The sequence below is a fragment of the Bradyrhizobium shewense genome (assembly GCF_900094605.1).
GTDB classification, from domain to species: Bacteria; Pseudomonadota; Alphaproteobacteria; order Rhizobiales; family Xanthobacteraceae; genus Bradyrhizobium; species Bradyrhizobium shewense.
Map to the genome: position 1 here is coordinate 1 of NZ_FMAI01000053.1, position 24,921 is coordinate 24,921.

Genomic DNA, 24,921 nt, shown 5'->3' on the forward strand with positions numbered 1-24,921 from the left:
GCTGACCGCGGAGCGGTTCATCGCCAGTCCCTTTGTGGACGGCGACCGGCTGTACCGCACCGGCGATCTGGCGCGCTATCTGCCGGACGGCAATCTTGAGTTTTTGGGCCGCAACGACGACCAGGTGAAGATCCGCGGCTTCCGGATCGAGCCGGGCGAGATCGCGGCGCGGCTTTGCGAGCACCCGTTCGTGCGCGAGGCGGTGGTGGTGGCGCACGAGGGCCCCGGCGGCGAGCAGCGTCTTGTCGCCTATGTGGTGTGCGCGCCGGAAGCAGCTTCGAACGGGCTGGAGGGAAGCGAGCTTGCCGGCGCCTTGCGCGCCCACATAAGTGCGCACCTGCCGGACTACATGGTGCCATCGGCGTTCGTGCGGCTGGCGGCGCTGCCGCTGACTGTGAACGGCAAGCTCGACCGCAAGGCGCTGGCTGCGCCGGACGATGAGGCGTATGCGCATCGCGCCTATGAGCCACCTCAAGGCGAGATCGAGACCACGCTGGCACAGATCTGGGCCGAGCTTCTCGGTGTTGAGCGGGTCGGACGCCACGACGACTTCTTCGAACTGGGCGGGCACTCACTGCTAGCGGTGCGGCTTCTCAGTCGAGCGCTCGATGCCGGGCTCAAGTTTACCGCCGCCGATCTCTTCCAAGCTCCTGTTCTGAAGGAACTTGCATTCAAGGTTCATTTGGAGCCACAGCCCAGTAGTCCGGGGGTGATTTGTGTTCGCGCAACCGGATCGCAGCCGCCGCTGTTCTTTGTTCCCACAGGCTTAGGAGATTGTTCCTATATCCTCAACTTGGTGGAGGAAATGGACGCGGACTGTCCAATCTATGGTCTACTGTGGCCTTCTTTTAGTGAAGTTTGTTCACCAACTCTTGAAGCGATAGCCTCGCAAGTCATTCCGGCGATCAGGGAGATACGGTCCCGGGGTCCATATCGATTTGCTGGATACTCATCAGGCGGAATATTGGCTTACGCCATAGCCGAGCACTTACTGAGCCTCAATGAAACTATCTCATTTATGGCGTTCATTGATGTTACGCTACCCGCAAAGCCAGCCGGCAAGGCTCATCAAATACCTCCGGATCACAATGATGCTTTGATGTACGAGAGAATTGAGCAGTTTCAAAGGGCGCTGCAGCTATATCGGGCTCCGTCGCTGCCAATTGAGGTACATCAGTTTTACGCGACGGATTCTTCCGTAAGTTGTCGCGCACGACTAGACAAGAGCTCAATAGCTCCAGAGATGAGCTCGCCGATGCGAGGCTGGGACAGGGTTTTGAGTGCAGCGGCCATTGATACCACACCGATTCCAGGCAATCACGCGACGATGATGAACACTCCAGAAAACCGCAAAGTCCTGGCACGTTCGTTATCAAGAGCCTTAAATAGCTCACCGACGTGATCTGAGGCCACCGGCGAACTGGACCATTTTTGGTTAGAGTTTTTCGCGATTTCCCCGGCCGGGAGGAGCGAAGAACGATGAAGGCTCGAAGTTTTCGGGCGCCCAGAAGGCGTTCATTTTGAAGCTCCACTGAAAGTCCTTGAAGCGGCGTGCGGGTTGATCGGTCTTCTCGGCCGTAGCCCGGGCCGCCGTCAGTTCGTCCGCGATCATGGCGAGCAGCCGCGTGTGGCGGGCGAACCCGAACAGATAATCCACGTGGTTGGCGCATTTTTTGGATGACGATGCTTAATCGTTCAGCGCCAAATGTCTCACCGGAATTTGCGTTGACCAAAGCTGAAATCCAATTGCTTGATCGGCTCGTCAAAGACAAGAATCCAGTCAGCACCCAACGAAAGACGTTGTCGCATTATCTCATCAAGATCGCCAGGCTCGGCGGCTATCTCGCCCGCGCCAACGATCCGCCACCAGGGAATCTGATCAGGTGGCGCGGACTATCGCGATTCATCGATATCGCAACGGGAGCGAAGCTCTGACTCAAAGATGTGGGTAATCGTAAGCTTCGTCGTAGGCGTACAGTGGTCCATCCATTGCGCAAGTAGCAGAGACGCCGCCTGCAGCGCAGATCGCCAAACTCATTCGACACCAATGGCGCAAAGGACGGAGTGCAGTCGACGGAAGCGTCAGTAGATGCGACACAGCTCGCCAAGAATAAAGGTTTGCTGACGCGGGCTATTCCTGATGGAGTGTCCAACGTGGGAACGGAGATTCGCTCACGCTGATCTCAAGTTCGGCCGAGTTATGAAGACGCTCCGGAGAGCGCGGCGCCGAACTGCGCGCTCTCGCCGGCTCGCCCTATCGTTTCAGCGAATTTTGGTTTTCCGTTTATTTGTCGCCGTCAGCTTACGGACAGCCAAGCTGCTTATCTGCGGAGTCAGGTCTAATGACCTGAACACAATGCAACAGCCATAGGAGTGTGGTCGTCATGGACGGTCGAATTAACAATTGGTCGGATGTTCCATCCGATGATCAGTATCATTACGCAAGCTCCCCGGAGCATAGGAGTGCCGACGATTTCGCGGACGCGCTCGGTAGAATGGGATTGCAGGATTCGGGTGCCAGCTCATCCTCGCAGCCGAGTTATTACCTCACTTCAAGACCTCCCGTTTTTGAGATCGACCAAGCCGAATTCCGGGAACGGGTGAGGAGCTTTCATGGTGAAGAAATCAATCATATCGCCAACAATCCGCAGGAATACTCAGAATTTGTGTCCGAAAGAGCTAGGCGCACCGCGGATGTCGCTAGCAGTTTCGGGATCCGAAGGGATTCTGATGCCGCCCGATATTACAGCTACCAACTAGGAAATAGGAGCGTCGGCCTCCAAAGGACGGAAGCCGGATTTCCTATGGCGACTGAGTTCACCAGCCAAGGGTGGCGAGAACAGTTCCCCGGACGAACTAACGTCACATCAATCGTGGATTTTCAGGTTGCTCATCCGCTCGTCGGCAACGCCGGCGATATTCTGCTCGAGCACCAACTACGGCAAGACGGCGAACGGCCGCTGGTGAACTGGCGTCCTGCTAATGACGAAGCGAGAGCCCGTGCAGAACAAATGGGCTTCGTTGAAGTAGATCGCAATGATATGGTACTTGATCCCACCCAGTCCAGACAGTGGAGTTATAGGGATGGTGAATGGCAGCGCGCAACCAATTCTCGGGCGTATCTCTCCAAAGTCCAAACGCGGAGCGATGATGAACCGTCATCAGAGTCCGACTCGGATGGAGACTTTATGTGACGTGAGATCTCCACCAATCCATTGAAGTGGAGCAGGAGCAGACCAACCGCGACCTGCGGCTTACGATCGAGCCTTGGACGGAACGAAGCCGAAGCCAATTCGGCTCAATCCGTGAGGTGCACTGTACTGATCGCACCGCGGCGGTTTACGAGAGTTGGTGCCTATAATAGCACAAAAGAAAACCCCAGGTTCCAGCCGGGGTTTTCGACTGCCGCCCCGGGCGGGAGGAGCGGATTGCCTATGGCAGGCGAGCGTCATTGTGTCCTCGCCGAATGGCTCGGGATCTTTCCGGGTTCGCTGGGTGAGGAGGGCTTCGTTGGCCGTTTTCTTCGTAGGCGGTAATCTCGAGAAGTGTCGGGCCAACTCATCGAGCAACGAGACCATCCACCCGGGCTCGCCGGCAGCGGACGCATGGCAAAGATCAAAAAAGGAGCAGATGCCAGCACACCCACCTCATTCTGCTTTAGTGTCCTGAACCAGAAATTCGCGACATTGCGATGCCTAGGCTTGAGTATTGTATCGGCAGAAGCGTCGATGGAAGCGAGGATGTCGTCGGGGGACTTGGTCCATTTGAATGGCTTGGGATCGGCATTGTGATGACTGATGAAATCCATAATGTCTGCGCGCAGGGCCTGGACGCTGCGATAGATGCCGCGCCGGATCTTCTTATCGGTGAGGAGCGCGAAGAAGCGCTCGACCTGATTGAGCCAGGACGAACTGGTGGGCGTGAGATGGACATGCCAGCGCGGCCGTTTGGCGAGCCAGTTGCGGATCAGTGGGGCCTTGTGCGTGGCGTAGTTGTCCTTTGACCTTGCCCCCCAGGCTTAATCCAGGTTGAAGTTCGCTCTGGCCCAAGACAAGGACCAGAGCATGAAGCGCAGCCGCTTTTCGGAAGAGACGGGGTATTCGGTCCCGATCGCCTGACCGATTTGCCGCGCGGCACGTTTTGGCTGATGTGCATGTGATGCGATACGAAGTAGGATGTCCCGGTGCGGGGTCGGCCAGGACAACGAGGTCCAGGAGGAGCCCCCTGTCATGAAAGATCGCCTCAAGATGAGGCGTAGATCATCTCGGACGGGATTAGCTTGACCAGCGCGGAGAGGTAGTTGTCCCCCTTGGCGGTGCCCTCGTCAGCTTGCGTGGCTTCCTCGTGCTCTTCGGCTCGCTCTCTTTTCGTCTCGCGTATGATCCGGCCTCCACCTAGATCCGGGCGTGCGGACGCGGGCGCGTAGATGGGCGTGGAGCCCCCGATGAAATTCACCATGGGTAGCCTCATGAGTGCCCGTTAGTTCGAGCAGCGATGTCTGCAGCTCAATCGCCGCTTATGCTTTCGGAGTATCTCATCCTGCAGCTACCATTGAGATCCTCGAAATATCGGGTCTTTATTGGCCCCTGCTTGGTGATGGATAGCGTCGCGAAGGCGTGGCTGAAGACGTTCCCGGAGACCGACAACTTGGTAGCTTCGACGAGTTTCGGGGGGGCGTTCAGACCCTCGACAACGTCGTAAGGATCATCGTCGACAAAAGTCGGGATGGCGCTGCAGCCGACACATCGCCCCTTTGAAAGTCCGATGTACGGCTCATAGATGCACAGGTTGTGCTCGTGCCCCCAGAACCACGCCGGAATCGGCTTTCTGAGAGACTTCAGCGTCTCAAACGTCTGCCGAAGTTTCGGATTGTACGCCGCCCGTTTAGCGCTGTCGTCGGCCTTTCCGATCGGCGAAAAGGCTGAAAAAAGCTGGTGGTGAGAGAGCAGGACGGTACTTCCGCCGAACTCTTCGATACGACGGCGGTGCCACTGCTCTTCATCGGCATTCACGAACGTGACGGCATCGTTCACCGTAAAGGGATTATAATCATTCAGTCCCGTATCCATTGCTAGGAACTGCCATTTCGCATCCTCCGTCCTTAGGCAAAAGAAGCTCGCCGGTTGCGTAAAGGGCTTCTTATTGAGGCGCTTGATAAGGCCGTAGTAGCCTACGCCTCCCGAATAGAGGTCGTGATTTCCGGCCAGAGTGTAGACGGGAATGTTCGTCTTGTGACGCTCGAAAACATCGTCGATGATTTCCTCAAAATTAGCTTCACACTCCTGCGGTGTACCCGAATAGTAGATGTCACCCAGATGGACGATGATGTCCGGCCTCTGTGCCTTGACTTGCGTCAGGAGCCGACGCGCCGGATCCGCACCGGTGCCCCAGTCACCGATCAACCCGATGGTCGCGTTTGACGGTATCTGAATTACGGTTTCGCCGGCTCTCTTCGGCGTGACGTATGGGATCTGCGCGCGGGTCCCGCCGGGCCCGAAATATCGCAGGTACTGATCGATCGTGCTCGCCCAGCGGAAGTCGCACTTCGAATCGGCCATCTCGGACTGCAACCTCTCGGCAGTCGCTTGGTCGCCTTTCAGCTTTGCTTCGAGATACTGCAGACCCAGCGATGCGCAGACTTTCGCAAGACCGATGGGCGACAACGCCTCGGTCACGATCTCGTCCTGCGCCGGCCCACGGGCCTTGCGATCAACCCTTCCCTGCATCCTGACGCCGGCGACCTCGGTCGCGGCTTCGAGCAGTCCTTCTTGACCTGTCGGAACAGCTTCGAGGTGAGACTTGCCGGCTTCCGCCTGCTCGTCGCGCGAGATCTGCGCAGCGGCCGACTGAAAGATCGAAAGAATGTGGTCCGGGTAGGTATAAGATCCCTTGCTCACAAAAACCTCCAAATCGAATTGGCGGCAGCAATGAGGTAATACAACCACAAGCTTTAACGCATGACCAGAGGCGACAAGCGCAATCCAGCCAAAACGACACGCGAGATCGGTCAGCGAGACCATTCGCAGCTCATCAAGAGAGGCTGCCCGAGCGACCGGTGGTTCGGGAAATGCTCAAGCGGCTTCGGCGGGCGTGCGCTCAAGATCCTCCCACTCTCTCTTGGAGAGCCGGCAACCTGCGCCCTGAGAGGTAGAAACTCGCTGCTCTTTCCCGCTGAGCTACGAGGGGCGCCTGGCTCACGTGAAAATTACGGCCAACCCGTCGGACGAAGAAGGATGGCGGATCGACCGCCTCCGAGATCAGCGACCTCATGCTCGAGAAGGGCTTGAAGAACGTCCTCGCGCCTTACGACCAGAAGGGCAATGTCTAGGTCGCCTTGCCCTTCGCTCGAGAGCCGCGGCTCGTAGCATTGTCGTTTATCGAAAACCCCGTGAGGCGCGCCGACCGTGGCCGGCGCGTGCGGGTGAGCAACAATCGAACATCAACTCAATGTTTCTCCCGCCATCTGAAGCGCCTTCAGCATCACGGCTGCGCCGCATTGGGCGGATACCGCGTTGGGATCGTAAACGTGGTCCCGAATAAATTTTCCTCGCGTGTAATTTGTGGAGAAGCTCCACAGGTAAGGCGAGTTAATGCCCTTGGTACGATAGCTGAAGCCGTTATAGCTCTCAAACCGGTACAGCGTGCGAGCAAGGCTCCAATCACTCTGTCCGGCAAAGCCTTCGAAGGTGATGGCATCAATGGCGCTGGAGAGCCAGTCGTTCGGCGGATTCCAGCGTGGCGGCCGGTTGGCTGGAACGTTTACCGTACGCCTTCCGAGCGGATCGCCATTGTGCAGATGGCCCTGAAAATTGAAACTTGCCTCCAGCGCATGGACGATGCCAACGAACCACCACTTTGCTCCAGTGGCGGCGCTCACCTGTTCGTAGCGGGATTTGTTCTGCAATAGCTTTGCGCGGTGCCAAGCCACGCTGTTGGCACGCTCGGGACGTATCTCGCAGCGTTCCCACAGCTGTTCGTACTCCGCCCTGAGCTCCTCAAAGCTCGGGCGCGTTGCCTCTACGCCATCAGCCTCCTCGGCCCGCACCGGCCTCGCCTCACGCGCATACGTTGCCAAAAGCGCGGAAATCTCGTCCTGCGCATCGACCAGCCGTTGCAGAAGGGGTCGGTCGGCGTTGCCCGGGAGCGCAGCGAGCGCGGCGCCAAGCGCCCTCTGAGCTGCTTCCGAGTCTGTCTCGGCCGCGGCGGCTTCGGGCTCGCCCTGCGTCCGGAAACTCCAGTCGTGAGGGTCGTCGTAAGCGGCTTTTTCCGACCGAACCGAGATGTGGCAGTGATGATCGTGCGGATTTTGACCTGTGTAGGCGCGCCATGCCCATGCCGGCGCGGCACCGATTGGCTGCGAGTTGGCTATCCTGCGGTTCCAGATGATGTATTTCACACGGCGGTCATCGCTGGAGCGGATTGCTTCGGCGATCCGACCGGCGTCGCGACCGTGGCCGGGGTCATGTGTGACGTCGAAGGCGGTAACGACGCCTGTCCCGTTGTCCACGACCCATGGATTGTGATCCGACGAGCGGCTGGCATGCCTGGCGTCGCCGATGGTGCCGTCGCTTCCTTTGCTGCGCTGTGGGAATGCGGCATTGATTTGCGCACGCAGATGTTCGAGAGACTTCGCCACCCGCCACTGTCGGACGGCCGCTTCCAGCGTCACCTCCGGCGGGGCGTCTGGATCGACATGAAGATCACCGGCGTCCTTTACGATCTCTTGCGCGAGTTCTTCCGATGGCCGGGTGTTCAAATCGAAAGTCTGTCCTTGTGTGTTGGTAGTATCGTTCATTTGCTTCTCCTGCCTGTTGCAGCTTGGCTTGACATTTCACATTTCACGGCGCCTCCGGGCGAGGCGCGCGGAGTCGCGTCTCTTTCTGCCGTACCGACGGCCCCTTCGGCGTCACAGCACCAGATCGCCCACCGGGTCGATCGGCACGACCACCTGGTACCTTGGCTTTGGCGGCCTCACGGCCCCCCTCGTCCGGGCCAGCGGGTCAGCCTGTTTCATTTCACCTCGTAACCGGTCGCCTTTTCGGGATCCGCGATTGAAATCTGGAAGGTGCGATACGCGAGCTTGCGCGGCGTTTCGCTACCGCTTGCGCACACGGCCGCGGCGTGCGCCTGAGCGGGCGGCGGCCTCGCCGCCGCGGATGGTGTCGTATTGATCAACCTGATGCAGCTCCGTTGCAAAGGTCAGGCCGGTCCAGTCCTCGATGTCTTTCAGCGGCACCACGGATTTCAGGAATTCGTCCGGCATGACGAACTCCTCGCCCTCGGGCGGCGCCTTCGGCATCTTCGACAGGTTCTGCTCCAGCATCACCGCGAAGGCCGCGAGCCCGTCCTCGACGCGCGCCACCACCACTTTCCAGAACCTAGACGGAATCTTGACGCGGATTCGCGAGCGCGGCGCATCGCGACCCAGAAACGTGTCGTCGTCCGGATCGAGCACCGGCCCTGCGAAGACGCAAAGCCGTTCGCTCGCGGCCTGCGTCAGCACGGTGTTTTCGAAATCGCCCCAATTATCGACGCCCATGGCCGAACGGTTGAACGGCGCCACCTGCGGCGAACAATTGGTGACGTGGTAGGTGTCGCCGTTGGCGCGCCGTAGGTCGTCATAGGTCTCGCCCCAGGCGACGTCGTCGCGCCGCACGATATGGCCCTTGTCGAAGGCGCCGTCGTCGCGGGTGTAGAAATAATCGGCGATCTGCAGCTCGTCGTCGAGCCGCGGGTCGAGGAACCATTGCTCCTGGTCGTTCTCGCCGAGGCCGGACAATGCGGCGCGGGTGTATTTCTTGCGTTTGTCCGGCCGCTTGAGCGCGCTTTCGGCCGTCACATTGCTCGCCGTGAACAGCGCCAGCCGCCGCTCCGCATGAATCTTGATCGAGAAATTCTGGTAGTCCAGCCGGTCTTTGCCTTGCTTGGTCTTGGCCACCACCGAGTCGTCCTTGACCGTCGGCATCGGCACCACGATGGGGTCGCGGTCGCCGTCCTGCTTGAGGAACGTCTCATCATAGCCGGGCCGGTGGGAGAAATCCTCGTCGCGGAACGGCATCACCATCTTCTCGGTGATCTCCGTCGTCGCAGCTTCGGTGCTCACCGTTTCGGCCGCGATCGGCGGCGCGCCGCCGAGCCGGACCGTGACGTGCAGCGGGATGGTCAGGTTGACGCTACCGTCGGCCGCCGTGGAGACGACGGCGCCGCCCTGGCCGCCTTGATTGTCGCTCACGGCCACAGTGGCTGGCTTCGGCTTCGCCTGGGGCGCGGGCGCCAGCCGATCGGGCACAATCGCCTCGCTCTCTTCGGCGCGCTGCCACCAGGACGCCCAGGCCGGATCGGTGGTTGGCGGAGGCCCGTCGAACTTCAGCCCGAACGCGCGCACCCGCGGGTCCGCGCCCAGCGCCGAGGCCGGCACGGCGTAGTTGCGATCACGATAGGCGCCGCCGAAATGCAGGCCGAGCACCTGGCCGGTCGTCAGCTCGACCAGGCACGAACCGGAATTGCCGCCAAGCGTGGAGGCATCGTGCACAACCGCCGGCACCATCTTGCCGAAGCTCGCGGTGTCGGAAACGCTGCTCAGCAAGCCCGGCTGCAGGCGCTTGACGCGAAAGACGCCGCCGAACAGATCGTCCTGCACGGCCGCAGGATTGCGCGGATCGAACGCAGGATAGCCGATCACGGCGACCTCGCGGTCCCTGAGCTCCGGTGCGGGAATGGCGGACAGCGTCAGCGGCTGGGCCGTCGCCGGCAGCCCGTCGACCTCGATCACCGCACAATCCCAGAAGGGATGAATCATCAGCACCCGCGTCGCCGTCAGCATGACACCCTGGCCCCCGCCGCGCTCGCGTTTCAGGTCGAAGCCGGCGTTCAGTCCAGGCTTGAACACCAGCGACCTGTCGCCGAGGCCGCGGGTGAAGATCTCGGCCACGTGGCGATTGGTCATGATCTGGCGCTGACCGACAACGAAGCCGGTGCCGGCGTAGGGCAACGGCCCGTTGGGCAGCTCGATGCGCCCGACCGATTTGATCGCGGTCTCGAGTCGCGCCTTGATCCCGGCATTGTTGCTAAGCTTGGTCCAGAGCGGATGCGTGACCTGGCCGTAACTGTCGTTGATGACGTCGATCGCGGGCCGCAGCTCCGGTAGGATGATCGCCTCGGTCGCGAATTGCTGGGCGGGTGACAGCGGCTCGCCCCTGGCCGCGGCCTCGAAGGCGCCGCGCACGTCCGGCGGCATCGCGGCGGATTCGGTGTCGGCGGTTGCGGCGCGCACACCTTCCTCGCGCTCCAGCATCCTGTCATTTATGAGACCGGTGAGATCCTGCCCGCGCGCCAGATGACGCAGAAATGCGGAATGGTCGAGCTTGTCCGCCATGCGCGTTCTCCCCACAACGAATTATGCAAGCCGCGAACGGCTTGCCGATGCCAACATGATCGATAGGGCGCGCGGCACCACACCTGATCGGTCGGCCGCGAGCCATGCAATGTGTCCGTCCAGGACAGGACGACGTTCAATCCAACTCGAGAACAATTACGGCGAGCTATCTGTCTTGCGATTTTCTCCGCGACGATTTGGCCATGTTGGACGCTCGCGCGGCCGCGCGCTTCGTCGCGCCCTTTGCGCCGTTCTTGCGTCCAGCTATTTTGCGCGTCTTCTTCGAGGTCTTTGTCGCCGGCCTCCTGGCTGCTGATCGCTTGCGGGCAGACGACTTGCCGGCGGACGATTGGGACCTGGTCGATTTGGACTTGGATCCGGACTTGGATTTGGACGCCGACGATTTGCGCGCGGATGATCGGCCGGCCTTTGCTGCGGTCCTTCCGCTGCCTCGCGCCGGCGTAGAGGTCCGTCTGGCTGAGACTTTCGGCTTCGCGCGGGGCCCGGCCTCGCCTGCGGCCGGGGCTGCGGCGTATCCGCCGCAATGGTCCGGCATGGTCGAGACTTCTGTCGCGAAGTCCGGGCCCTCTTCCAGCGGAATCGTTTCAAGCGCTTCGATGTAGATGGATTCGGTGGCGGCATCGGCGATCACAAACGCCGCTTCGGTCGCAGTGTAGCCGGGATCCCAATGCGTGTTTTCCGGCACCTGGCTGTGGCCGTAATGGCCGCCCTTGTTGTCCCAGTTCGCGGCGTTGCGATTGTGTCCGCCTGGATCGTGGCCATTCACCGCCGGTTTCGGCAGGCCGTTCGGCCAAACCTTGGGAATGCCGTGCTCGGCTTCGAGCCAGTTGCACAGCTTCTGCACGTTCTTCAGCGTAGCCATCACTTTCGGCCGATGGGCGAAGCCGACGACCTCGATCTGGATGGCGGAATCGCGGTTGGTCTGGACACCGCCGGCCGCGTTGCGCAAGGCACGGGCCGCCCTGCCGGTATCGATGTGCTGATAGATCTTACTGCTGTCGACGGTGAAATGCGGATCGGAACGGTTGGCGCGAAATGCCCCAAACGCTCCCTCCGCCGAACTGCCCTCGGTGGTGTGGTGAACGATTTTGAATGGACCAGATGTGTAAGAGCCTGAGCTCCCGCTGATCTCCATCCAGACCGCAAAGGGACAACGTGCCATGACCGTCCTCCTTCAGCCCTACGCTTGTCGCAAAGTGCCACTCACTTGAAGTCCCAACGACTTCACGTGCAAACGACTTCAAGTGCCGCTCGCTTCGTTAGGTCTGCGTCCTTGCGGCGGCAAATCGCTAGGCGAACATCACCATGCTCGCCTACCCACCGCTCGGGCCGCAGTTGAACTTCCAGTTGTCTTCAGGTTGTCGCAAGCTCGTAACAATCTTGAGCCTGCATCAGTCAGCTCTGAGAAATTGCTCCGCAAAAAAACAAAGAGGCAGTGCGCAAAGTCAGCCGCCGCGTCGAACGTACGTCTGATCGAGATGCCGGATCCGCAGCACTCTGTCGCGCGGACAGCTTCGCAAGTCAGTAAACCTCAATGCGGATCGATATGCAAGCTGACGTTGTGCCACGCCGAAGCGGAAATTTGCGGCCGGTGAACCAGTTCCCACCGCGGACGCCGATGCGCACGCTGCTGCGGCGCAATTGCGAAAACTTCCCGTTGTTGCCAACGCGATCTCGTGATCAAATGCACGCATACTGAGAAGTCGATTTCAGGAGGTGTTCACGTGCAGATTGCATCCGTATCAAAGCCTGTCGCCCCCAAGAACACGGAAACCGGCGCTGTCGCTATGGCCAGCAAGCCCGCACCTGCTGTCACCGAGCGGGTACTAGCGGACGAGGGTGACGCCAAAGGCGCCACGCTGTCGGACGCCGCCAAGCGCCGGCTGGTGATCGGCAAGAGCCAGACCCCGATCGTTCCACCGCCTGATTCCGGACTCGAGACGGTGCTGTTTGCCGACGAGCGCACGCGCATCGTGTCTACCGATCAGCAGCCTTGGAAGCTGATCTGCGCGCTGGAGATCGACGCGCCCTGGGGCCAGTTCGTCGGCACCGGCTGGTTCGCCGGACCGCGCACGGTGATCACCGCCGGCCATTGCGTGTTTGACAAGAAGCAGATGGGCGGATGGGCGGACAAGATCACGCTGACGCCCGGACGTGACCGCGAGCGCAAGCCCTTTAACAGCTTTACGTCCGAACGCTTCTCCAGCATCAATGCTTGGATCGAGCGTCAGGATCCGGACTACGACGTCGCCGCGATTCACCTCGACCAGGACGTCTTCCCGGCCGCGGAGGTGTTCCGGGTCGGTGCGCTGCCCGACGCGGAATTGCGCGACTATCTCATCAATGTCAGCGGCTATCCGGCCTCGCCCGGCGGCGGCACCGAATTGTACTGGGCAAAGAACCGCATCCGCGCGGTCGAGCCGCGGCGGATCTATTACGATGTCGACACGTCCGGCGGCCAGAGCGGAGGACCGGCCTACATCTATCCGGACGAGAACAGCCGGCCAATCGTCGTCGGCATTCACGCCTATGGCGTCGGCGGCACGCCAGTCAGCATGAATCTCCGGGTCAATTCGGCGCCGCGCATCATTCCCGAAGTCGTGACCCAGATTCAGGCCTGGCTCGCCGGACCTGGGAACTGAGGGCGCAAGAATGCATGTCGGATGAGAGAATCCTTCATCATGGCCGCGTCACCGATCGGCACGGCGCCGGTGTCGGGAATGCGCTCGTCTATGTCGTCCAGGGCACCGCGAGCACGCCGGAAATCGCGGTCAAATGCGATGCCGCCGGCCACTTCCGGCTCGCGCTGCCACCGGGACATTTCCGGATCGAAGCCCGATCGATGGCCGGCGCGATCGGCGCCACCGAGTTCGAGGCGAGCCGGGACGATGAACGGATCGCGATCATCCTCGACGAATAAGAGCGGCGCGCGGTAGGCCCCGCGCGCCGTCCGATCAGATCAAGCACGCCGATCGGGATATGAGAAAGTATCTTGCGGATGGGACACCGAATAGCGGGACACTGGATGGCATGCCGACGCCCGTGATGATTGCAACCGGGAATGACAAACGCGCCGAGCCGGAAGCGATCGCCAAGGGCCTCGAGCGCGCGATGCGTTGCGTCTGTGCGGTCAGCGCCCCGGGCTCGCAGGCCGGCACTGGCACTCTGATCGGTCCGGATCTCGTTTTGACGAATTATCACGTCGTCGAGGGCCTGATCGGAGAGGGGGCCGACTTCGAAGGCGCCGAGTGCCGTTTCGACTATCGCCTCGGCGAAGACGACCGACTGCTTGATGTCGGAACCACACAAACGATCTTCAATATCCGCGACATTGTCGTGGCGAGCAAGCCGTCGCTTGGTGACGTTCGCGACGGGGGCGACGTATTCGATGACGACAAGCTCGATTTCGCCATCATCCGGCTCGACACCCCGGCGGGCCAGCTTCCTGATTACAACGGAATCAGGCGTGGATGGATCCCGCTGCCAAGGTCGGGGGAGCGGCCCGATCCCGAAATCGGGCAGAAGTTCATGATCCTGCAATACCCCTATGAGATCGGCGGCGCCTTCATCCTTCAGCCCTTGAAGAGCGATAACGCGAAATTCACGGGTGTCCGCGGCGCGGCAGGGCAGCATGCACGCTACACCCATAACGGCGCCACGGCGCGGGGATCGTCCGGCGGACCGTGCTTCGCGATAACCTTCCAGTTTGCCTTCATCGCATTGCACAATGCCGGGCTTGGCGAAACGGCGGACGGGCAAAGCCGCGGCCAAGCGATTCCGCTGCGACGGATCTCTGGCTTCATCGAACGGGCGTACGAGCGGCCCGCCAACGTCCTCGGCTTAGTGCCGCCCCAGGCCCCCGGGAAGGATGTGCTGGCCCGACAGCGGGCGGAGTCGATCGAGCGGCGCAAGGAGGCGGCGCTGTGCCTGATGGATCGCTCGCGCGAGGAGCGCAGGTTTCTCGCACGGTTGTTCGCGGCCTCGCTTCCGCAGGTCGCGCGCCCGCTGCTGCACGTCGTGGTCTGCCGCACCAACGACGCCCATTCGCACTTCATCAAGCGGCTCAAATTCCTGTCGTTCGAGAGCCAGCCGAATGGCATCGACCAGTTACGGCTGATGGCGCTGACCAAGGGCCTGAGCGCGCCGAGCCGAACGCCGCAGCCCGGCGTCTGGCCGCAGCAGGATGACGTCGCACAGCGTCGCCAAGAACTGTCCGACATCGTCCAATTGCTCGATCCGCGAAGCCGCTATCTGGTGCTGCTGAGCCGCACCATCGACGCCGCTTGGAGTCTTGCGACCGAGGAACCGCTGCTAACCGAGTTCGCCGCGATGCTTGCCGAGCATTTCGGTGACAACCGGGACGGTATCCAGGCGGTGGTCTGTTTCATCGTCGCGGACGGCGAGGACAGCAACGCCGTGCTCCAGCAATTCGCCGGGCTGTGGAGCGCCGGCACGCCGCCGCATTGCGGCGTGTGCGTCAGGCTTTCCCAAGTCGGCTTCAACGAATTGGACGAATGGCGTGCGGTGCTCGAAACCGCCTGGACCGCCGATGACACATTCAATGCAGCGATCGCAAGCCAGTTCAACGGCACGCAGCTCAAGCCGCTCGACATCGTCGCAAAGAGCCTCGACGTCAGCCTCTGCAACTACATCGCCGGCACGCTCGATCGGAGCGGCAAGCCTGGGGAGCCAAGACCGTGACCGTGACAAAGATATTTGGCGAATTGTCGTCCGCGCTGAAGAATGGTGCGAAGCCCGCAGCCGCCCTGAACGAGAACGGCAGGAAGACGGCCCGCGGCGCGGGCTATTTGCTCGAGGACGAGGCCGTCGCGGCGGTCGATGTCGCAATCGAGCTTGGCCGGCCGCTCTTGGTCTCGGGCGAGCCCGGCGTCGGCAAGACCGAGCTCGGCTACGCGGTGGCGCGGATGCTGCAGATTCCGGACCTCTATCTGCACAGCGTGAAGTCGACATCCGACGCGGGCGAGCTGTTCTACACCTACGACGCGTTGCAGCGGTTGCGCGACTCGCAGCTCAGCAAGGCCGGCGATGTCGGTGACTATATCGAGTTCCAGGCGATGGGACGCGCGATCCTGAGCGCCCATCCGCGCAGCGCAGTAGCGCCGCTGCTGCGCGGCAAGCACGCTGAGGGGTGGGATGGCAACGCGGCGCCGCGCCGCTCGGTGGTTGTGATCGACGAGATCGACAAGGCGCCGAAGGATTTCCCCAACGATCTCTTGCACGAGATCGAGACGATGAGTTTCCGCGTCAAGGAATACCCCGGCAATCCGACGCCAGAGACGCCGTCCCTCGACAAGATCGAGCGATCGCTGCGCCCGCTAGTGGTGATCACCTCGAACGAGGAGCGGCAATTGCCCGATGCCTTCCTGCGCCGCTGCGTGTTTCACGAGATCCCGTTCCCGGATGAGAAGCGGCTCGAGGCGATCGTCAATGCCGGGCTTGCCAACCGCCTGCAGCGGATGGGCGTCAAGATCGATGGCGAGCCGCCCAAGCTTGGCGACGGCACCGCCGCGCGGCTGGTCGATCTGACGCTCAAATTCCGCGACGCCCAGCCCGACAAGAAGCCTGGTATCGCAGAGATGATGGACGCCGCCGCCCTACTGGTCGGCGCCGGCAGCAGCGATCTGGCGGTGGTCAGGCCGGCGCTGGTGAAGTTGAAACGCGACGGCGCGCTGTTCCAGGATGCCATGCGAATGGCCGCGAGCTGACATGGCCGAGCTGCGCCTCGATCCGGCAACACTGATCCGGCTGATCGGCCGCTATCAGGAGCTGCGCAATCGCGGCGGCATGGGATCGATGCTCTACCGGGTGACGCCAGGACAAAGGATCGATGCGCTGCAGATCTACGCCACCGTTTGCGCGGCCGGCGCGGTGCCCGACGGCGACCAGCGCGAGTTTTGGCTGTCGCATCTGCGTCCCGTTCTCGCCGAGACGCGCGAGGCAGCCGAGCTGCTGAAGGAAGCCTTCGCGGATATCGGCAAGCCAGAGACGCCGCCCTTGACGCAACGGATCGTCGGGACATCGGTAGCGACCGTGACGAAACTGCGCCGCTGGCCGAGCGTTACAACGCTGGCGGCGGTCGGCGCGGCCCTCTTGGTCGGAGCCGTCATTCTGTGGTTATCGCTGACAGCTCAATCGCCGCAGCGGCAGGTGGCCAGCGTCGATACGACGGACTGGTCCGTTCCCGCGGGCAACGGAGCACAGTCGGCGCTGCCCGATGCCGGCTTGAAGCCGCGCTATGAGCGCTTCCTGAAGCTGACGCTCGTTGCCGCAGCGCGCTACGGCAACGAGATCACGCCTTACGTCCTGGCCGCCGCGCTGTGCGGCGCCGCGCCGGAGCTCGGCCCGCCGTCCTATGTCCTCGCCGAGATGATGCGGGTCTACCCGATCGATCCGGCCAATTCGATCCCGCACAGCGCGTTCGGCGCGATGGCGCTGCGGCACTATGCGGCGGTGGCCGCCGCGCAGTCTGCAGGCGCCAGCCTGGCGGCGTTCGACGATTTCATCATGGACGACGGGCAGATCAGTCCGGATCCTGCTATCGATCCCGCCGCGTGGCTGCGCAACTTCCAGACCGCAACCAACCCGTTACCGCCGGCCACGCTGGCGCGCGAGACCTGGCCCTCATGGCTGCGCTATCTGCCGCTACTCGTACTGCTGCCCGGATCAGTGTTCGCGTTCTGGGGCAAGTCCAACAAACGACGGGAGGCGGCCGCGGAGGCCCTGCGGCGGACCCGGGTTGCTCACGCGACGTTTCGACGGGCGGAGGCGGGCGCGTGGGGCACGAGCCGGATCCTGCAATCTTTCGCGGCCCTGCCGCCATTGCCCTCGGCGTCGCAGACCGCGCGCCGGCTGATGCGCCTACGTGAGCCGATGCCGGGCAGCCGGCTCGACCTGCCGCGCAGCGTCCGCGCCAGCGTTGCCTCCGCCGGAGACGTCGTGACCGTGAAGCGCGACGGCAGCCGGGCGGTCGACATCGTGGTGCTCGTGCACCGCGGCCACCGCCACGACCACGAGCGCGCGCGCGTGCTGCGCCTTCTCGACGCTCTGTCCCGCGGCGGCGTCTCACTGACTGCCTACGACTATGCTCCCGACCCGCGCACGCTGACGGCGACCTCGCGCGCCGACGCGCTCAATCCGCGCGGCCGGCTGCGCACGCTCGATCTACGCGGGCTGCGCGAGCTGCACGGCGATTCGCTGCTGGTGATCGTCAGCGACGGCGACGAGCTGATCGATCCGTTCAGTCAGCAGCCACACTCGTTCCTCGCGACCGAGCTGGCCTCGTGGCGGCGGCGCATGCTGCTGACGCCGGTGCCGCGCGGCGAATGGGGCGAGCGGGAGTTCAGGCTGGCCGCAGCGCTCGATGCGCCGATCGGACGCGCGACCATGGCCGGGCTCGGCGATCTCGCCCTCGGTCTGGCGCCGGATGAGGTCCAGTCCGGTCCGCGCCGCGCGCTCGACCAGGCGATGCGCAGAGCCGGCCTGCTCGACCGCATCGCGACCTGGAGCCTGCTGGCAGGGACGCTGCTGGCGCCCGAGGAGACCGTGCCACGTCCGCCATCGATCGAGCGGCTTGGCCTGTCGCTGCTGCAGGATCTGGCACCGCCTGACCCCGAACAAAAGGCGCTGATCGAGGATCTCGAGACCTGGCTCGGCCACGGCTTCTTCTGGCTCGCAGCCTGCGGCGTCTATCCCAAGCTACGCGTCGACCTCACCCTGTGGCTCGGCGCGCGATTGCACCGCTATGGCCATCCCGCCAATCCGGTCATCTTTTCCGAGGAATTGTTCGCGCGGCTCTGCCTGCTGCCATGGCTGCGCGTCTGCCACATGCCGGATTGGCTGCGGACCGCCATGTTCAATGCGCTCAGCGACCGCGAGAAGCAGATGTTGCGCGACGTCGTCGACGAGCTCGCCGCCGGCAAAGCCGGCGAGAGCGGTGAGGCGCGGCTCGGCCTGCAGGTCTGGCAGGCGGACTGGCGCGGCCAGCCGCTGGCACCCGACAACGTGATGATCGCCTTCAAGTCGGACGCAGCGCCATCGGACAGGCTGCGACAGGACGAGGCGGCTGCGGCGAGCGATGCCCGGCGTACCTGGCTGATGCGGGGCTTGGGCCGTCTCGCCCTCATCGCGGCATGGGCGGGCGTTGCGGTCTGGCTGATGCCGGCGTTCGGCGCCGCTCCCCTGCCGGACGGCGCGTGGTGGCCGGTGCTCGGCTTCGGCGCCGCGACGCTAGCGTGGTTCGGGACCGCGTTCGTCGTCGAGCGCGTCCGCCTCTGGCGCCGCAAGCACGCCGAGGCCGCGGCGGACGCCGCGCCGCGGGGCTCCGCCGCTCCGGCCTTCAAGTAGCGGGAGAAGGTGCGATGGCCGCTCCGATTGAACCTGAGAAGGACCCGTTTCGGAAATCGATGGACGATCCGGCGACATCGCAAGCCCACGACACGTCACAGATTGACCAGGCGCCGGACGTGCCGTCCGAGACCGGTCAGGTGCAGCCAGATCCGACGGAAAGTCCGTCGCAAGAGGTCAGGTCGAGCCTCATCGGAGCGAGGGCCGATCGCCGCGCGCGGTTACTGACCACCGCCGGGCTGCTCGGCGGCCTCGCGTTCTGCATCGTCGTCGCACTCGGCCTGCGCTTCTATCTCGCCGGCGCCTTGCGCGATCTGACGGCCGAGATTCCACTGGCAGAGGGCGATCGTGTCACCACTATCACATGGTCGCCCGGCGATGCGGCAACGCTGCTGGCCGGCACCAGCCTCGGCCAGCTCTACCGGGTCAGGGCTTCGGGGACGCCGGAGGCGGTGCTCACCCGGGCAAAAGGCCCCATAGTGACCATCTTTCCGCTTCGGATGCGGAACGCCGCTGGTGATGGCGATGCTGCGCCCCCCTCGAACGGGTCCAGCCGCCGCGACGTCGGGCGAGCCGACACTCTCGACGCCGATGCCCATGTGGTCTGGCTGGACCCGGCGGCAGACGGCGACACGCCGTTCCGTGCCGACGACGAGCCCACCTTCGCCGGCCTCGCCGCGTCCGTCGGATCACAATTGTTGCCCGTCGTCGATTTGCCTGCGGCCGTGCCGGCGCCGAACGCCGGCGGCGCGTCGAACAGGCGCAGCAAGTCGCCAACATCCAAGCAGGCCGTTCAAGCTCCGAATCAGGCGACTGCATTGAATTTGTTCGGCATCGATGCGAGCTCCGCCGACGGCATCGTCAGTGCGGTTGGATCGGCAAGCAGGCGCGATCTGTTCGATCTCGTCGCGGATGCCAGCACGGACGAAACCGTCATCGTCGGCTATCGCGATGGATCGATGCGGGTGACCGACAGATCCAGTTCCCGCCCGCTCTGGACGCTGCGTGCCGACGCGAGCGTGCCGGCCGCGAGCGCCGATCCGCCGGCCGGCCGGTCGGTGGTCACCATCGCGTCGCGATCGGGGTCGCAACAGGCCGTCACCGCGCATGCAGCTTTCGCTTGGGCCACGGCTAACGGCGATATCCGCGTCTTTCGTCGCGGCGCCGGAAGCAATCCGCCGCGCATCCAGCGCGTCGAGATGGCCGAAGGTGCCGCCACCACGACAGGGCAAGCGGCTCCTCCTGCGGTGAGCCGACCGGTGCCGATCCATGCCGGACGGGACGGGCTTTCGCTGTCTGCCGACGGCGACGTGTTGATGATCTATGGCCGCGGCGGCTTCGCGCTGGCACGGCTCAGTGATGTGCCGACCGGCGACGTGGCGCGGATCTTCCGGCGCTATCTACCGGAGGAGCTCGCTGCCACGCCCGTCGAGCTCGCCAGTGGCGAAGTGGTGCGACTGCAGCAGGCGCTTGCGGCGCGTGGTTTCGATCCCGGCCCGCGCGACGGTTTGCTCGGTCCGAGCACGCTGCGCGCGCTGGAGAGCTTCAAGGCCACGACCTCGCTCGGCGATGCATTGGCGCTGTGCAGCCTGCTGCTCGCCTGTCCGCAGTCCCGGGTCAGCGCGGCCGCCCTGTCCCCGTCAGGCGAGGCCTTCGCCATCGCCGGCAATGACGGTGTGATCCGGATCGTGACGCTGCCTAGGGATCTCCGCGACCTGCCGAATGCCCAATCCTTGCGGATTCGCGGTCATGGCGACGTCATCACAGGGCTTTCGATATCTCCGGACGGCCGCTATCTCGCTTCGCTCAGCGTCGACGGCCGGCTGCGCCTCATCGACCTCCCGCGCGCTCGGCAGGTCGGGCGCTGGCCGCTGCATGATCTTCCGTCCGGCCCGGATATGCCCGAGATGGCGCCGATCAGACTTCCGCCGGGCTCCCCCTCGCCAGGCGCGACCGATCCGATCGTGGTGCTGAGCTCGTCGGACAGCCTGCAAGCGGCGCAGGCCGAGAGCGCGCGCGTCGCCGCCAGCGGCCTCTCCGGGTTAGGCGCTCCCGCGATCTACCAATGGGCCAACAGCACTCGCTACAACGTCGTCCTACGCGTTCCGGACGCGTCCACGCAATTGCGCGAGATGGTGCTCTTGCGATCGTTGCCGCGATGGTCGCGCTCGGCTTATCCCGCGCAATTGAACGAGCTGTGCCAATCACCGGTCGCAGCGGATGGCGTGTTTAGGTGCAGCGCCAAAAAAGGTGATGCCCGCGCGAACTAGGATTGTGAATAAGCCGCGAACTTTGACCCCCATCGGCTTCCAACATTGACCCCTGAGGGTTGGTAAGCCTCGGTACGCTTTTGTAGGCCGAGTTGCCGATCACCAGCGCGATGCGCTTCTCGGCAAAGGCCGAACCGCAACCTAGCCAGACTACAAACCACGAGAAGAGCAGGAATCGAAATACGCCCATCGCAGCCGCAAACGCAATGCCGCCAGAGTTACTCAGAGCTTGCATTCTGGCAAGTAAACGGGTTTGTGACGAGGATTATACTATTAGGCAGGTGGGAAGTGGTTGGAACCGGTTTGACCGCAAGTGCGCTTCGGGTCAAAAGCTGCGGTGAGCACCCTCATCGGTCCGGTCTCCCTCGGAGAGCCGACGTGGTCGACAGCTCGCCCGTTGTTCGGCTCAGGGCACTACGAGACATGTCGGCCTACTCGACCACTTCGTTGGCGCGAAGAAAAAGAGAGGAGGGAATTTGGATGCCCAAAGACTTCGCTGTGGTTGAATTGATGACTAATTCAAAGGCCGTAGGCTGCTCTATAGGCAGCTCACTCGGCCGTGCACCATTTAAGATGAGTGCCGCGTAGGTACCGGCTTTTTGTAGCGCTCCGGCTAGGTTGGGGCCGTAGCTCATTAGGCCGCCGACCGCACAAAACTCGCGAAATTCGTAAGTCGCCGGGAAGCGTACTCGTAGGGTTCGTCGGGCAACGGGGTCAGCGCTGGTCGGTCGAGCTCCTCGAACAGCTCGCGCCGGCTTCGCCCCAGCTCCGTAGCGGTCGGTTGTTGAGATCGACGAGCAGTGCGTGGATCGCCTCGTTGAGGGCGGCGAGCGAAAAGAAACGGCGGTTGCGCAGGCGCGCCAAAATCCATCACCCGACGATTTGGACGCCGACTTCGACCTTGGCTTTGTCGCGCGGCCGATAGGGCCGTGCGAGAACGATGGCAGTGCGATAATGGCGGGCAAGATCGGCATAGGTCCGGTTGACCATCGGCTCGTGAAAGCAGGCCCGGGTGATGCCGGCCTTGAGATTGTCGCTCACCGTTTGCCGGGCCACGCCGCCGAAAAAGCAAAAGGCCGGACATGGGAGCCGATCCAGTCCGGCAGGCTCTGGCTGAGACTGGCTTCGGCGTAGGTGTAGTTGGAAGCACCGAGCACGGCCACGAAGATCTGCGTGCTGTGCACCTCGCCGCTGAGCCCGTCGACCACCTCCATGGTGTGGCCGGAATAGTCGACGAACAGCTTCTCGCCGGCGACATGAACTTGACGCAAGGTCGGCTTGAGGCGGCCAGCCCATTCCCTGTAGCGTTCGCAGAACCACGAATAGCTGAAACTGTCGGACTTGGAGTCGCAATACTCCTCCCACAACAGCATCAACGTGACGTTCCTCCGCCGCAGCTCGCGATGAACGAGCGCCCAATCCGGCTGCGGGCGCTCATCGCTGGGTAGATCGGACGGTGGCGGAAACAGGCGGGTCTCGAGCCGGGCATCGTCATCGAGCTCCGGCGGCAACGGCCACGTCAGGCCGGCCCGGCGTGCCAGGTTGAGGTACTTGTTGACCGTGCCCTGGGCCAGGCCGAGGCTGCGGGCAACAACGCGCTGCGACATGCCGACGCTGTAGTGCAGGCGTAAAACTTCGCGAATTTGGCGCATGGACAGTCTCTCTGTCGGCATCTCGGTCCTCTGCTGTCGGGCAAAAGACCAAGCTACCTGGGTTGCAGACTGTCAGTGGTGTCCGGCTCGCTGTCCCCGATCACGATCCGCTGGAGATAGCGATCACGATCCCGTGGAATTGGTGATCACGATCCCCTGGAAACGGTGATCACGATGCTCTGGAATGAGTGCTCACGATGGCCTGGAATTGGTGATAACGATCGTCTGGAACGCGCAGGCATTCCCTCCGGGATGAGCGAAGCTTTTCGCGAGCCCGATCTTCACAGGGTCGGACGCAATGATGAAAACTATGGGAATGGTTGAGGTAGCGCGTCTTACGGCGAGAGCGACCACATAGCCTGGTGCCACGATCAAGCTTGGGTTCAGGCTCACGAGTTCTTTTGCCAACTCAGCAAGCTTGTCGTGATCTCCTTCTGCCCACCGGGATGCTTTCGTGACGTTTCTGCCGAACACATATCCCCGGTCCGCAAGACTTCTGTCGAACGCCTCAATATCAGAGCCGGGCGAATTCAGTGACAGCATTGGACTGCACCCCTGAAGTGAGACACGATAATTTCAGTGACAGGCATTTCCCAGGATGACCTGTGGCAGTACAAGGAAAGAACCGTCAGTTTCCGACGGCCTACAAGATAAAGGCGATCAAGCGGGTTGAGAGAGGCGACGGCGTTCTGCCCGTGGCCCGTGAACTCGGAATTTCTCGCAAGATTCTCCACGACTGGATCAAGGCGTGGAAGGCCGATGGGCCAGACGGGTTGAACCGCAAGCGCGGACCCAAGCCTGGCCCTCGCAAGCTGAAGCCGCTAGCGACGTACAACGACAGGCGCTCCGCCCTCGCGCTCGCCAAAGCGCGCATCGCCGAGCTCGAAGGGCTGGTGGGTCGCCAGCAGAAGGACCTCGATTTTTTTCGACAAGCCTTGCGCGCCTTGGAGCGGCCGGCAGCGCAAGGCAAACCCGCATCCGCATCATCGAAATCATCCAAGCGATGACTTCGCAGGCAACAGACCCAAACGTCGACGTGCAGCGACTATGCCGCCTCGCGGGCCTGCCGCGCGCGACGTATTACCGCCATCTCGTCAAACGCAGCAGCGAGACGGCCGAGTGCGAGCTGCGCGACGTGATCCAGCGCATCTGCCTCAAGCACGTCTTCTACGGCTATCGGCGGGTGACCGTTGCCCTCCGGCGCCAAGGTATGGTGGTGAATGCCAAGAAAGTTCAGCGGCTTATGCGCCAGGATAATTTGCTTGCGCAGCGCAGGACGCCGTTCCTGAAGCCGCCTGCGGAACGACCATCGGGCGTTCTCGTCGTCCCCAATCTGGTCCGCGGCCTAGTGCCATCTGCACCCGATCAGATCTGGGTCGCCGATATCACCTATGTCCATCTCGCCAAGACCTTCGCCTATCTCGCCGTCATTCTGGATGCCTTCTCGCGCAAGGCTGTCGGTTGGGCTTTTGAAGACACGCTCGATGCCTCGCTAGCCATCGCAGCACTGGAGAAAGCCATTGATGCCCGGAAGCCGGCACCTGGCAGTCTGATCCATCACTCCGACCGCGGGGTGCAAGGCGGATTCAACCGGTCGTCGCAACACCCTGAAGTTGGAGGTTGCGATGAAAGTTGTAAGTCGACGTTCGGCGCGGTCAGGGCGAGCGCCATTGCCATCGCCAGGCCGGCCGTCTGTGGCCGGACGCGATGAACAGAATAGATTCTGGAAGGCGATTGCCACAGGGCAGAGCAGCGAAGATGCTGCGCTTAAGGCCGGATTATCGCAACCTGTCGGAAGCAGATTGTTCCGAAAGGCAGGCGGCATGCCACCAGCGATGTTCAGATCTTCGGCCAAGCCTCTCTCCGGGCGCTACCTTTCATTGGCTGAACGCGAGGAGATCGCTCTTCTAAAGGTGCAGGGCCATTCCATACGGGAGATCGGGCGCCGCTTGGGACGGGCTGCTTCGACGGTCTCCCGTGAACTGCGGCGGAACGCCGCCACCCGCGGCGGCGGGTTGGAATATCGGGCAACAACTGCCCAATGGCATGCAGACCGATCTGCCCGCCGGCCCAAGTCGACCAAGCTTGCGCTCAACGCAACCTTGCGCACTTATGTGGCGGAGAGACTTGCCGGCGGCGTCGTAGCCCCGAGCGGAGCTTATATTCCGGGCCCCGCCGTCCGGTGGAACGGCCGCCGGCATGGCCGGCGAAAGGATCGACGATGGGCCAAGGCATGGAG

At 62.7% G+C, this 24,921-nt stretch carries 22 protein-coding genes and 2 pseudogenes; 12 read left to right on the plus strand and 12 right to left on the minus strand.

Going from position 1 to position 24,921, the window contains the following annotated elements; genetic code table 11:
- A partial coding sequence (locus GA0061098_RS47145; protein WP_165637946.1) for a thioesterase domain-containing protein occupies positions 1 to 1,402 on the plus strand: 1,402 nt, incomplete at its 5' end.
- 33 nt (positions 1,403 to 1,435) lie between these two features.
- Here GA0061098_RS47145 and GA0061098_RS41305 read toward each other — a convergent pair.
- Positions 1,436 to 1,657, minus strand: coding sequence for a hypothetical protein (locus GA0061098_RS41305; protein ID WP_091967472.1), 222 nt, complete (start codon positions 1,655 to 1,657; stop codon positions 1,436 to 1,438).
- An 11-nt stretch (positions 1,658 to 1,668) separates the two neighbouring features.
- Between GA0061098_RS41305 and GA0061098_RS41310 the strand changes: the two genes are divergently transcribed.
- Positions 1,669 to 1,935 carry a hypothetical protein gene (locus GA0061098_RS41310; protein ID WP_283808043.1) on the plus strand — a complete coding sequence of 89 codons (267 nt, stop codon included), beginning with the start codon at positions 1,669 to 1,671 and terminating at the stop codon, positions 1,933 to 1,935.
- Between the two features lie 449 nt (positions 1,936 to 2,384).
- Complete coding sequence (locus GA0061098_RS47150; RefSeq protein ID WP_283808042.1) at positions 2,385 to 3,194, plus strand: effector protein NopP; 810 nt, start codon at positions 2,385 to 2,387, stop codon at positions 3,192 to 3,194.
- 533 nt (positions 3,195 to 3,727) lie between these two features.
- On the opposite strand, the pseudogene GA0061098_RS41325 reads toward GA0061098_RS47150, so the two are convergent.
- The 6 genes and pseudogenes from GA0061098_RS41325 to GA0061098_RS41350 form a co-directional block, all read right to left on the minus strand.
- A pseudogene (locus tag GA0061098_RS41325) lies at positions 3,728 to 3,997 on the minus strand (transposase); the annotation flags it as partial.
- 245 nt (positions 3,998 to 4,242) lie between these two features.
- On the minus strand, positions 4,243 to 4,458 hold the full coding sequence (locus tag GA0061098_RS41330) for a hypothetical protein (protein ID WP_129591090.1): 216 nt from the start codon (positions 4,456 to 4,458) through the stop codon (positions 4,243 to 4,245).
- Between the two features lie 47 nt (positions 4,459 to 4,505).
- Positions 4,506 to 6,020, minus strand: coding sequence for a metallophosphoesterase family protein (locus GA0061098_RS41335; protein ID WP_091967480.1), 1,515 nt, complete (start codon positions 6,018 to 6,020; stop codon positions 4,506 to 4,508).
- 419 nt (positions 6,021 to 6,439) lie between these two features.
- On the minus strand, positions 6,440 to 7,795 hold the full coding sequence (locus GA0061098_RS41340) for a hypothetical protein (protein ID WP_091967482.1): 1,356 nt from the start codon (positions 7,793 to 7,795) through the stop codon (positions 6,440 to 6,442).
- Positions 7,796 to 8,095: 300 nt separating this feature from the next.
- Positions 8,096 to 10,375, minus strand: a complete 2,280-nt coding sequence (locus tag GA0061098_RS41345; protein WP_091967486.1) for a DNA/RNA non-specific endonuclease — start codon at positions 10,373 to 10,375, stop codon at positions 8,096 to 8,098.
- 166 nt (positions 10,376 to 10,541) lie between these two features.
- Positions 10,542 to 11,558, minus strand: a complete 1,017-nt coding sequence (locus GA0061098_RS41350) for a peptidoglycan recognition protein family protein (RefSeq protein WP_091967489.1) — start codon at positions 11,556 to 11,558, stop codon at positions 10,542 to 10,544.
- A 562-nt stretch (positions 11,559 to 12,120) separates the two neighbouring features.
- On the opposite strand from GA0061098_RS41350, the gene GA0061098_RS41355 reads away from it, so the two are divergent.
- From GA0061098_RS41355 to GA0061098_RS41380, 6 genes are all read left to right on the plus strand, one after another.
- Positions 12,121 to 13,038 carry a trypsin-like serine peptidase gene (locus GA0061098_RS41355; protein ID WP_091967491.1) on the plus strand — a complete coding sequence of 306 codons (918 nt, stop codon included), beginning with the start codon at positions 12,121 to 12,123 and terminating at the stop codon, positions 13,036 to 13,038.
- Positions 13,039 to 13,052: 14 nt separating this feature from the next.
- A complete protein-coding gene (locus GA0061098_RS41360) occupies positions 13,053 to 13,316 on the plus strand; it encodes a carboxypeptidase regulatory-like domain-containing protein (protein ID WP_091967494.1) in 264 nt (87 codons plus the stop codon).
- Positions 13,317 to 13,426: 110 nt separating this feature from the next.
- Positions 13,427 to 15,097, plus strand: coding sequence for a trypsin-like serine peptidase (locus GA0061098_RS41365; protein WP_165637947.1), 1,671 nt, complete (start codon positions 13,427 to 13,429; stop codon positions 15,095 to 15,097).
- Positions 15,094 to 16,122 (plus strand): AAA family ATPase, encoded by a 1,029-nt coding sequence (locus tag GA0061098_RS41370; protein ID WP_165637948.1) that lies wholly within the window; start codon positions 15,094 to 15,096, stop codon positions 16,120 to 16,122. The genes GA0061098_RS41365 and GA0061098_RS41370 overlap by 4 nt, the downstream gene beginning before the upstream one ends.
- Before the next feature lies 1 nt (position 16,123).
- Entirely contained in the window at positions 16,124 to 18,760 is a 2,637-nt protein-coding gene (locus GA0061098_RS45485) for a hypothetical protein (protein ID WP_091967502.1), read from the plus strand.
- Between the two features lie 14 nt (positions 18,761 to 18,774).
- Entirely contained in the window at positions 18,775 to 21,030 is a 2,256-nt protein-coding gene (locus tag GA0061098_RS41380) for a hypothetical protein (protein ID WP_165637949.1), read from the plus strand.
- 431 nt (positions 21,031 to 21,461) lie between these two features.
- On the opposite strand, the pseudogene GA0061098_RS47600 reads toward GA0061098_RS41380, so the two are convergent.
- The 5 genes and pseudogenes from GA0061098_RS47600 to GA0061098_RS41400 all read right to left on the minus strand — a co-directional run.
- Positions 21,462 to 21,692 (minus strand): annotated as a pseudogene (locus tag GA0061098_RS47600) (ABC transporter substrate binding protein); the annotation flags it as partial.
- A gap of 52 nt (positions 21,693 to 21,744) precedes the next feature.
- Complete coding sequence (locus tag GA0061098_RS45780) at positions 21,745 to 21,894, minus strand: hypothetical protein (protein WP_208610743.1); 150 nt, start codon at positions 21,892 to 21,894, stop codon at positions 21,745 to 21,747.
- 6 nt (positions 21,895 to 21,900) lie between these two features.
- Entirely contained in the window at positions 21,901 to 22,071 is a 171-nt protein-coding gene (locus tag GA0061098_RS45785; RefSeq protein ID WP_208610741.1) for a hypothetical protein, read from the minus strand.
- Entirely contained in the window at positions 22,068 to 22,682 is a 615-nt protein-coding gene (locus GA0061098_RS45790; RefSeq protein WP_208610742.1) for a hypothetical protein, read from the minus strand. The genes GA0061098_RS45785 and GA0061098_RS45790 overlap by 4 nt, the downstream gene beginning before the upstream one ends.
- Before the next feature lie 192 nt (positions 22,683 to 22,874).
- Complete coding sequence (locus GA0061098_RS41400; protein ID WP_091967513.1) at positions 22,875 to 23,225, minus strand: ABC transporter substrate binding protein; 351 nt, start codon at positions 23,223 to 23,225, stop codon at positions 22,875 to 22,877.
- A 62-nt stretch (positions 23,226 to 23,287) separates the two neighbouring features.
- On the opposite strand from GA0061098_RS41400, the gene GA0061098_RS41405 reads away from it, so the two are divergent.
- From GA0061098_RS41405 to GA0061098_RS41415, 3 genes are all read left to right on the plus strand, one after another.
- A complete protein-coding gene (locus GA0061098_RS41405) occupies positions 23,288 to 23,689 on the plus strand; it encodes a helix-turn-helix domain-containing protein (protein ID WP_091967516.1) in 402 nt (133 codons plus the stop codon).
- Entirely contained in the window at positions 23,686 to 24,393 is a 708-nt protein-coding gene (locus GA0061098_RS41410; RefSeq protein ID WP_091967519.1) for an IS3 family transposase, read from the plus strand. Before GA0061098_RS41405 ends, GA0061098_RS41410 begins: the two co-directional genes overlap by 4 nt.
- A partial coding sequence (locus GA0061098_RS41415) for a helix-turn-helix domain-containing protein (RefSeq protein ID WP_208610737.1) occupies positions 24,308 to 24,921 on the plus strand: 614 nt, incomplete at its 3' end. The genes GA0061098_RS41410 and GA0061098_RS41415, both read left to right, overlap by 86 nt.

What these genes read in the sequence shown, in the direction of transcription:
- GA0061098_RS45485 (WP_091967502.1), top strand. Translation starts at nt 16,124, where the DNA reads ATGGCCGAGCTGCGCCTCGATCCGGCAACACTGATCCGGCTGATCGGC.
- GA0061098_RS41350 (WP_091967489.1), bottom strand. Translation starts at nt 11,558, where the DNA reads ATGGCACGTTGTCCCTTTGCGGTCTGGATGGAGATCAGCGGGAGCTCA.
- GA0061098_RS47150 (WP_283808042.1), top strand. Translation starts at nt 2,385, where the DNA reads ATGGACGGTCGAATTAACAATTGGTCGGATGTTCCATCCGATGATCAG.
- GA0061098_RS41345 (WP_091967486.1), bottom strand. Translation starts at nt 10,375, where the DNA reads ATGGCGGACAAGCTCGACCATTCCGCATTTCTGCGTCATCTGGCGCGC.
- GA0061098_RS41360 (WP_091967494.1), top strand. Translation starts at nt 13,053, where the DNA reads ATGTCGGATGAGAGAATCCTTCATCATGGCCGCGTCACCGATCGGCAC.
- GA0061098_RS41330 (WP_129591090.1), bottom strand. Translation starts at nt 4,458, where the DNA reads ATGGTGAATTTCATCGGGGGCTCCACGCCCATCTACGCGCCCGCGTCC.
- GA0061098_RS41400 (WP_091967513.1), bottom strand. Translation starts at nt 23,225, where the DNA reads ATGCTGTCACTGAATTCGCCCGGCTCTGATATTGAGGCGTTCGACAGA.
- GA0061098_RS41335 (WP_091967480.1), bottom strand. Translation starts at nt 6,020, where the DNA reads ATGGTCTCGCTGACCGATCTCGCGTGTCGTTTTGGCTGGATTGCGCTT.
- GA0061098_RS41410 (WP_091967519.1), top strand. Translation starts at nt 23,686, where the DNA reads ATGACTTCGCAGGCAACAGACCCAAACGTCGACGTGCAGCGACTATGC.
- GA0061098_RS41340 (WP_091967482.1), bottom strand. Translation starts at nt 7,795, where the DNA reads ATGAACGATACTACCAACACACAAGGACAGACTTTCGATTTGAACACC.
- GA0061098_RS45790 (WP_208610742.1), bottom strand. Translation starts at nt 22,682, where the DNA reads ATGCGCCAAATTCGCGAAGTTTTACGCCTGCACTACAGCGTCGGCATG.
- GA0061098_RS41380 (WP_165637949.1), top strand. Translation starts at nt 18,775, where the DNA reads ATGGCCGCTCCGATTGAACCTGAGAAGGACCCGTTTCGGAAATCGATG.
- GA0061098_RS41365 (WP_165637947.1), top strand. Translation starts at nt 13,427, where the DNA reads ATGCCGACGCCCGTGATGATTGCAACCGGGAATGACAAACGCGCCGAG.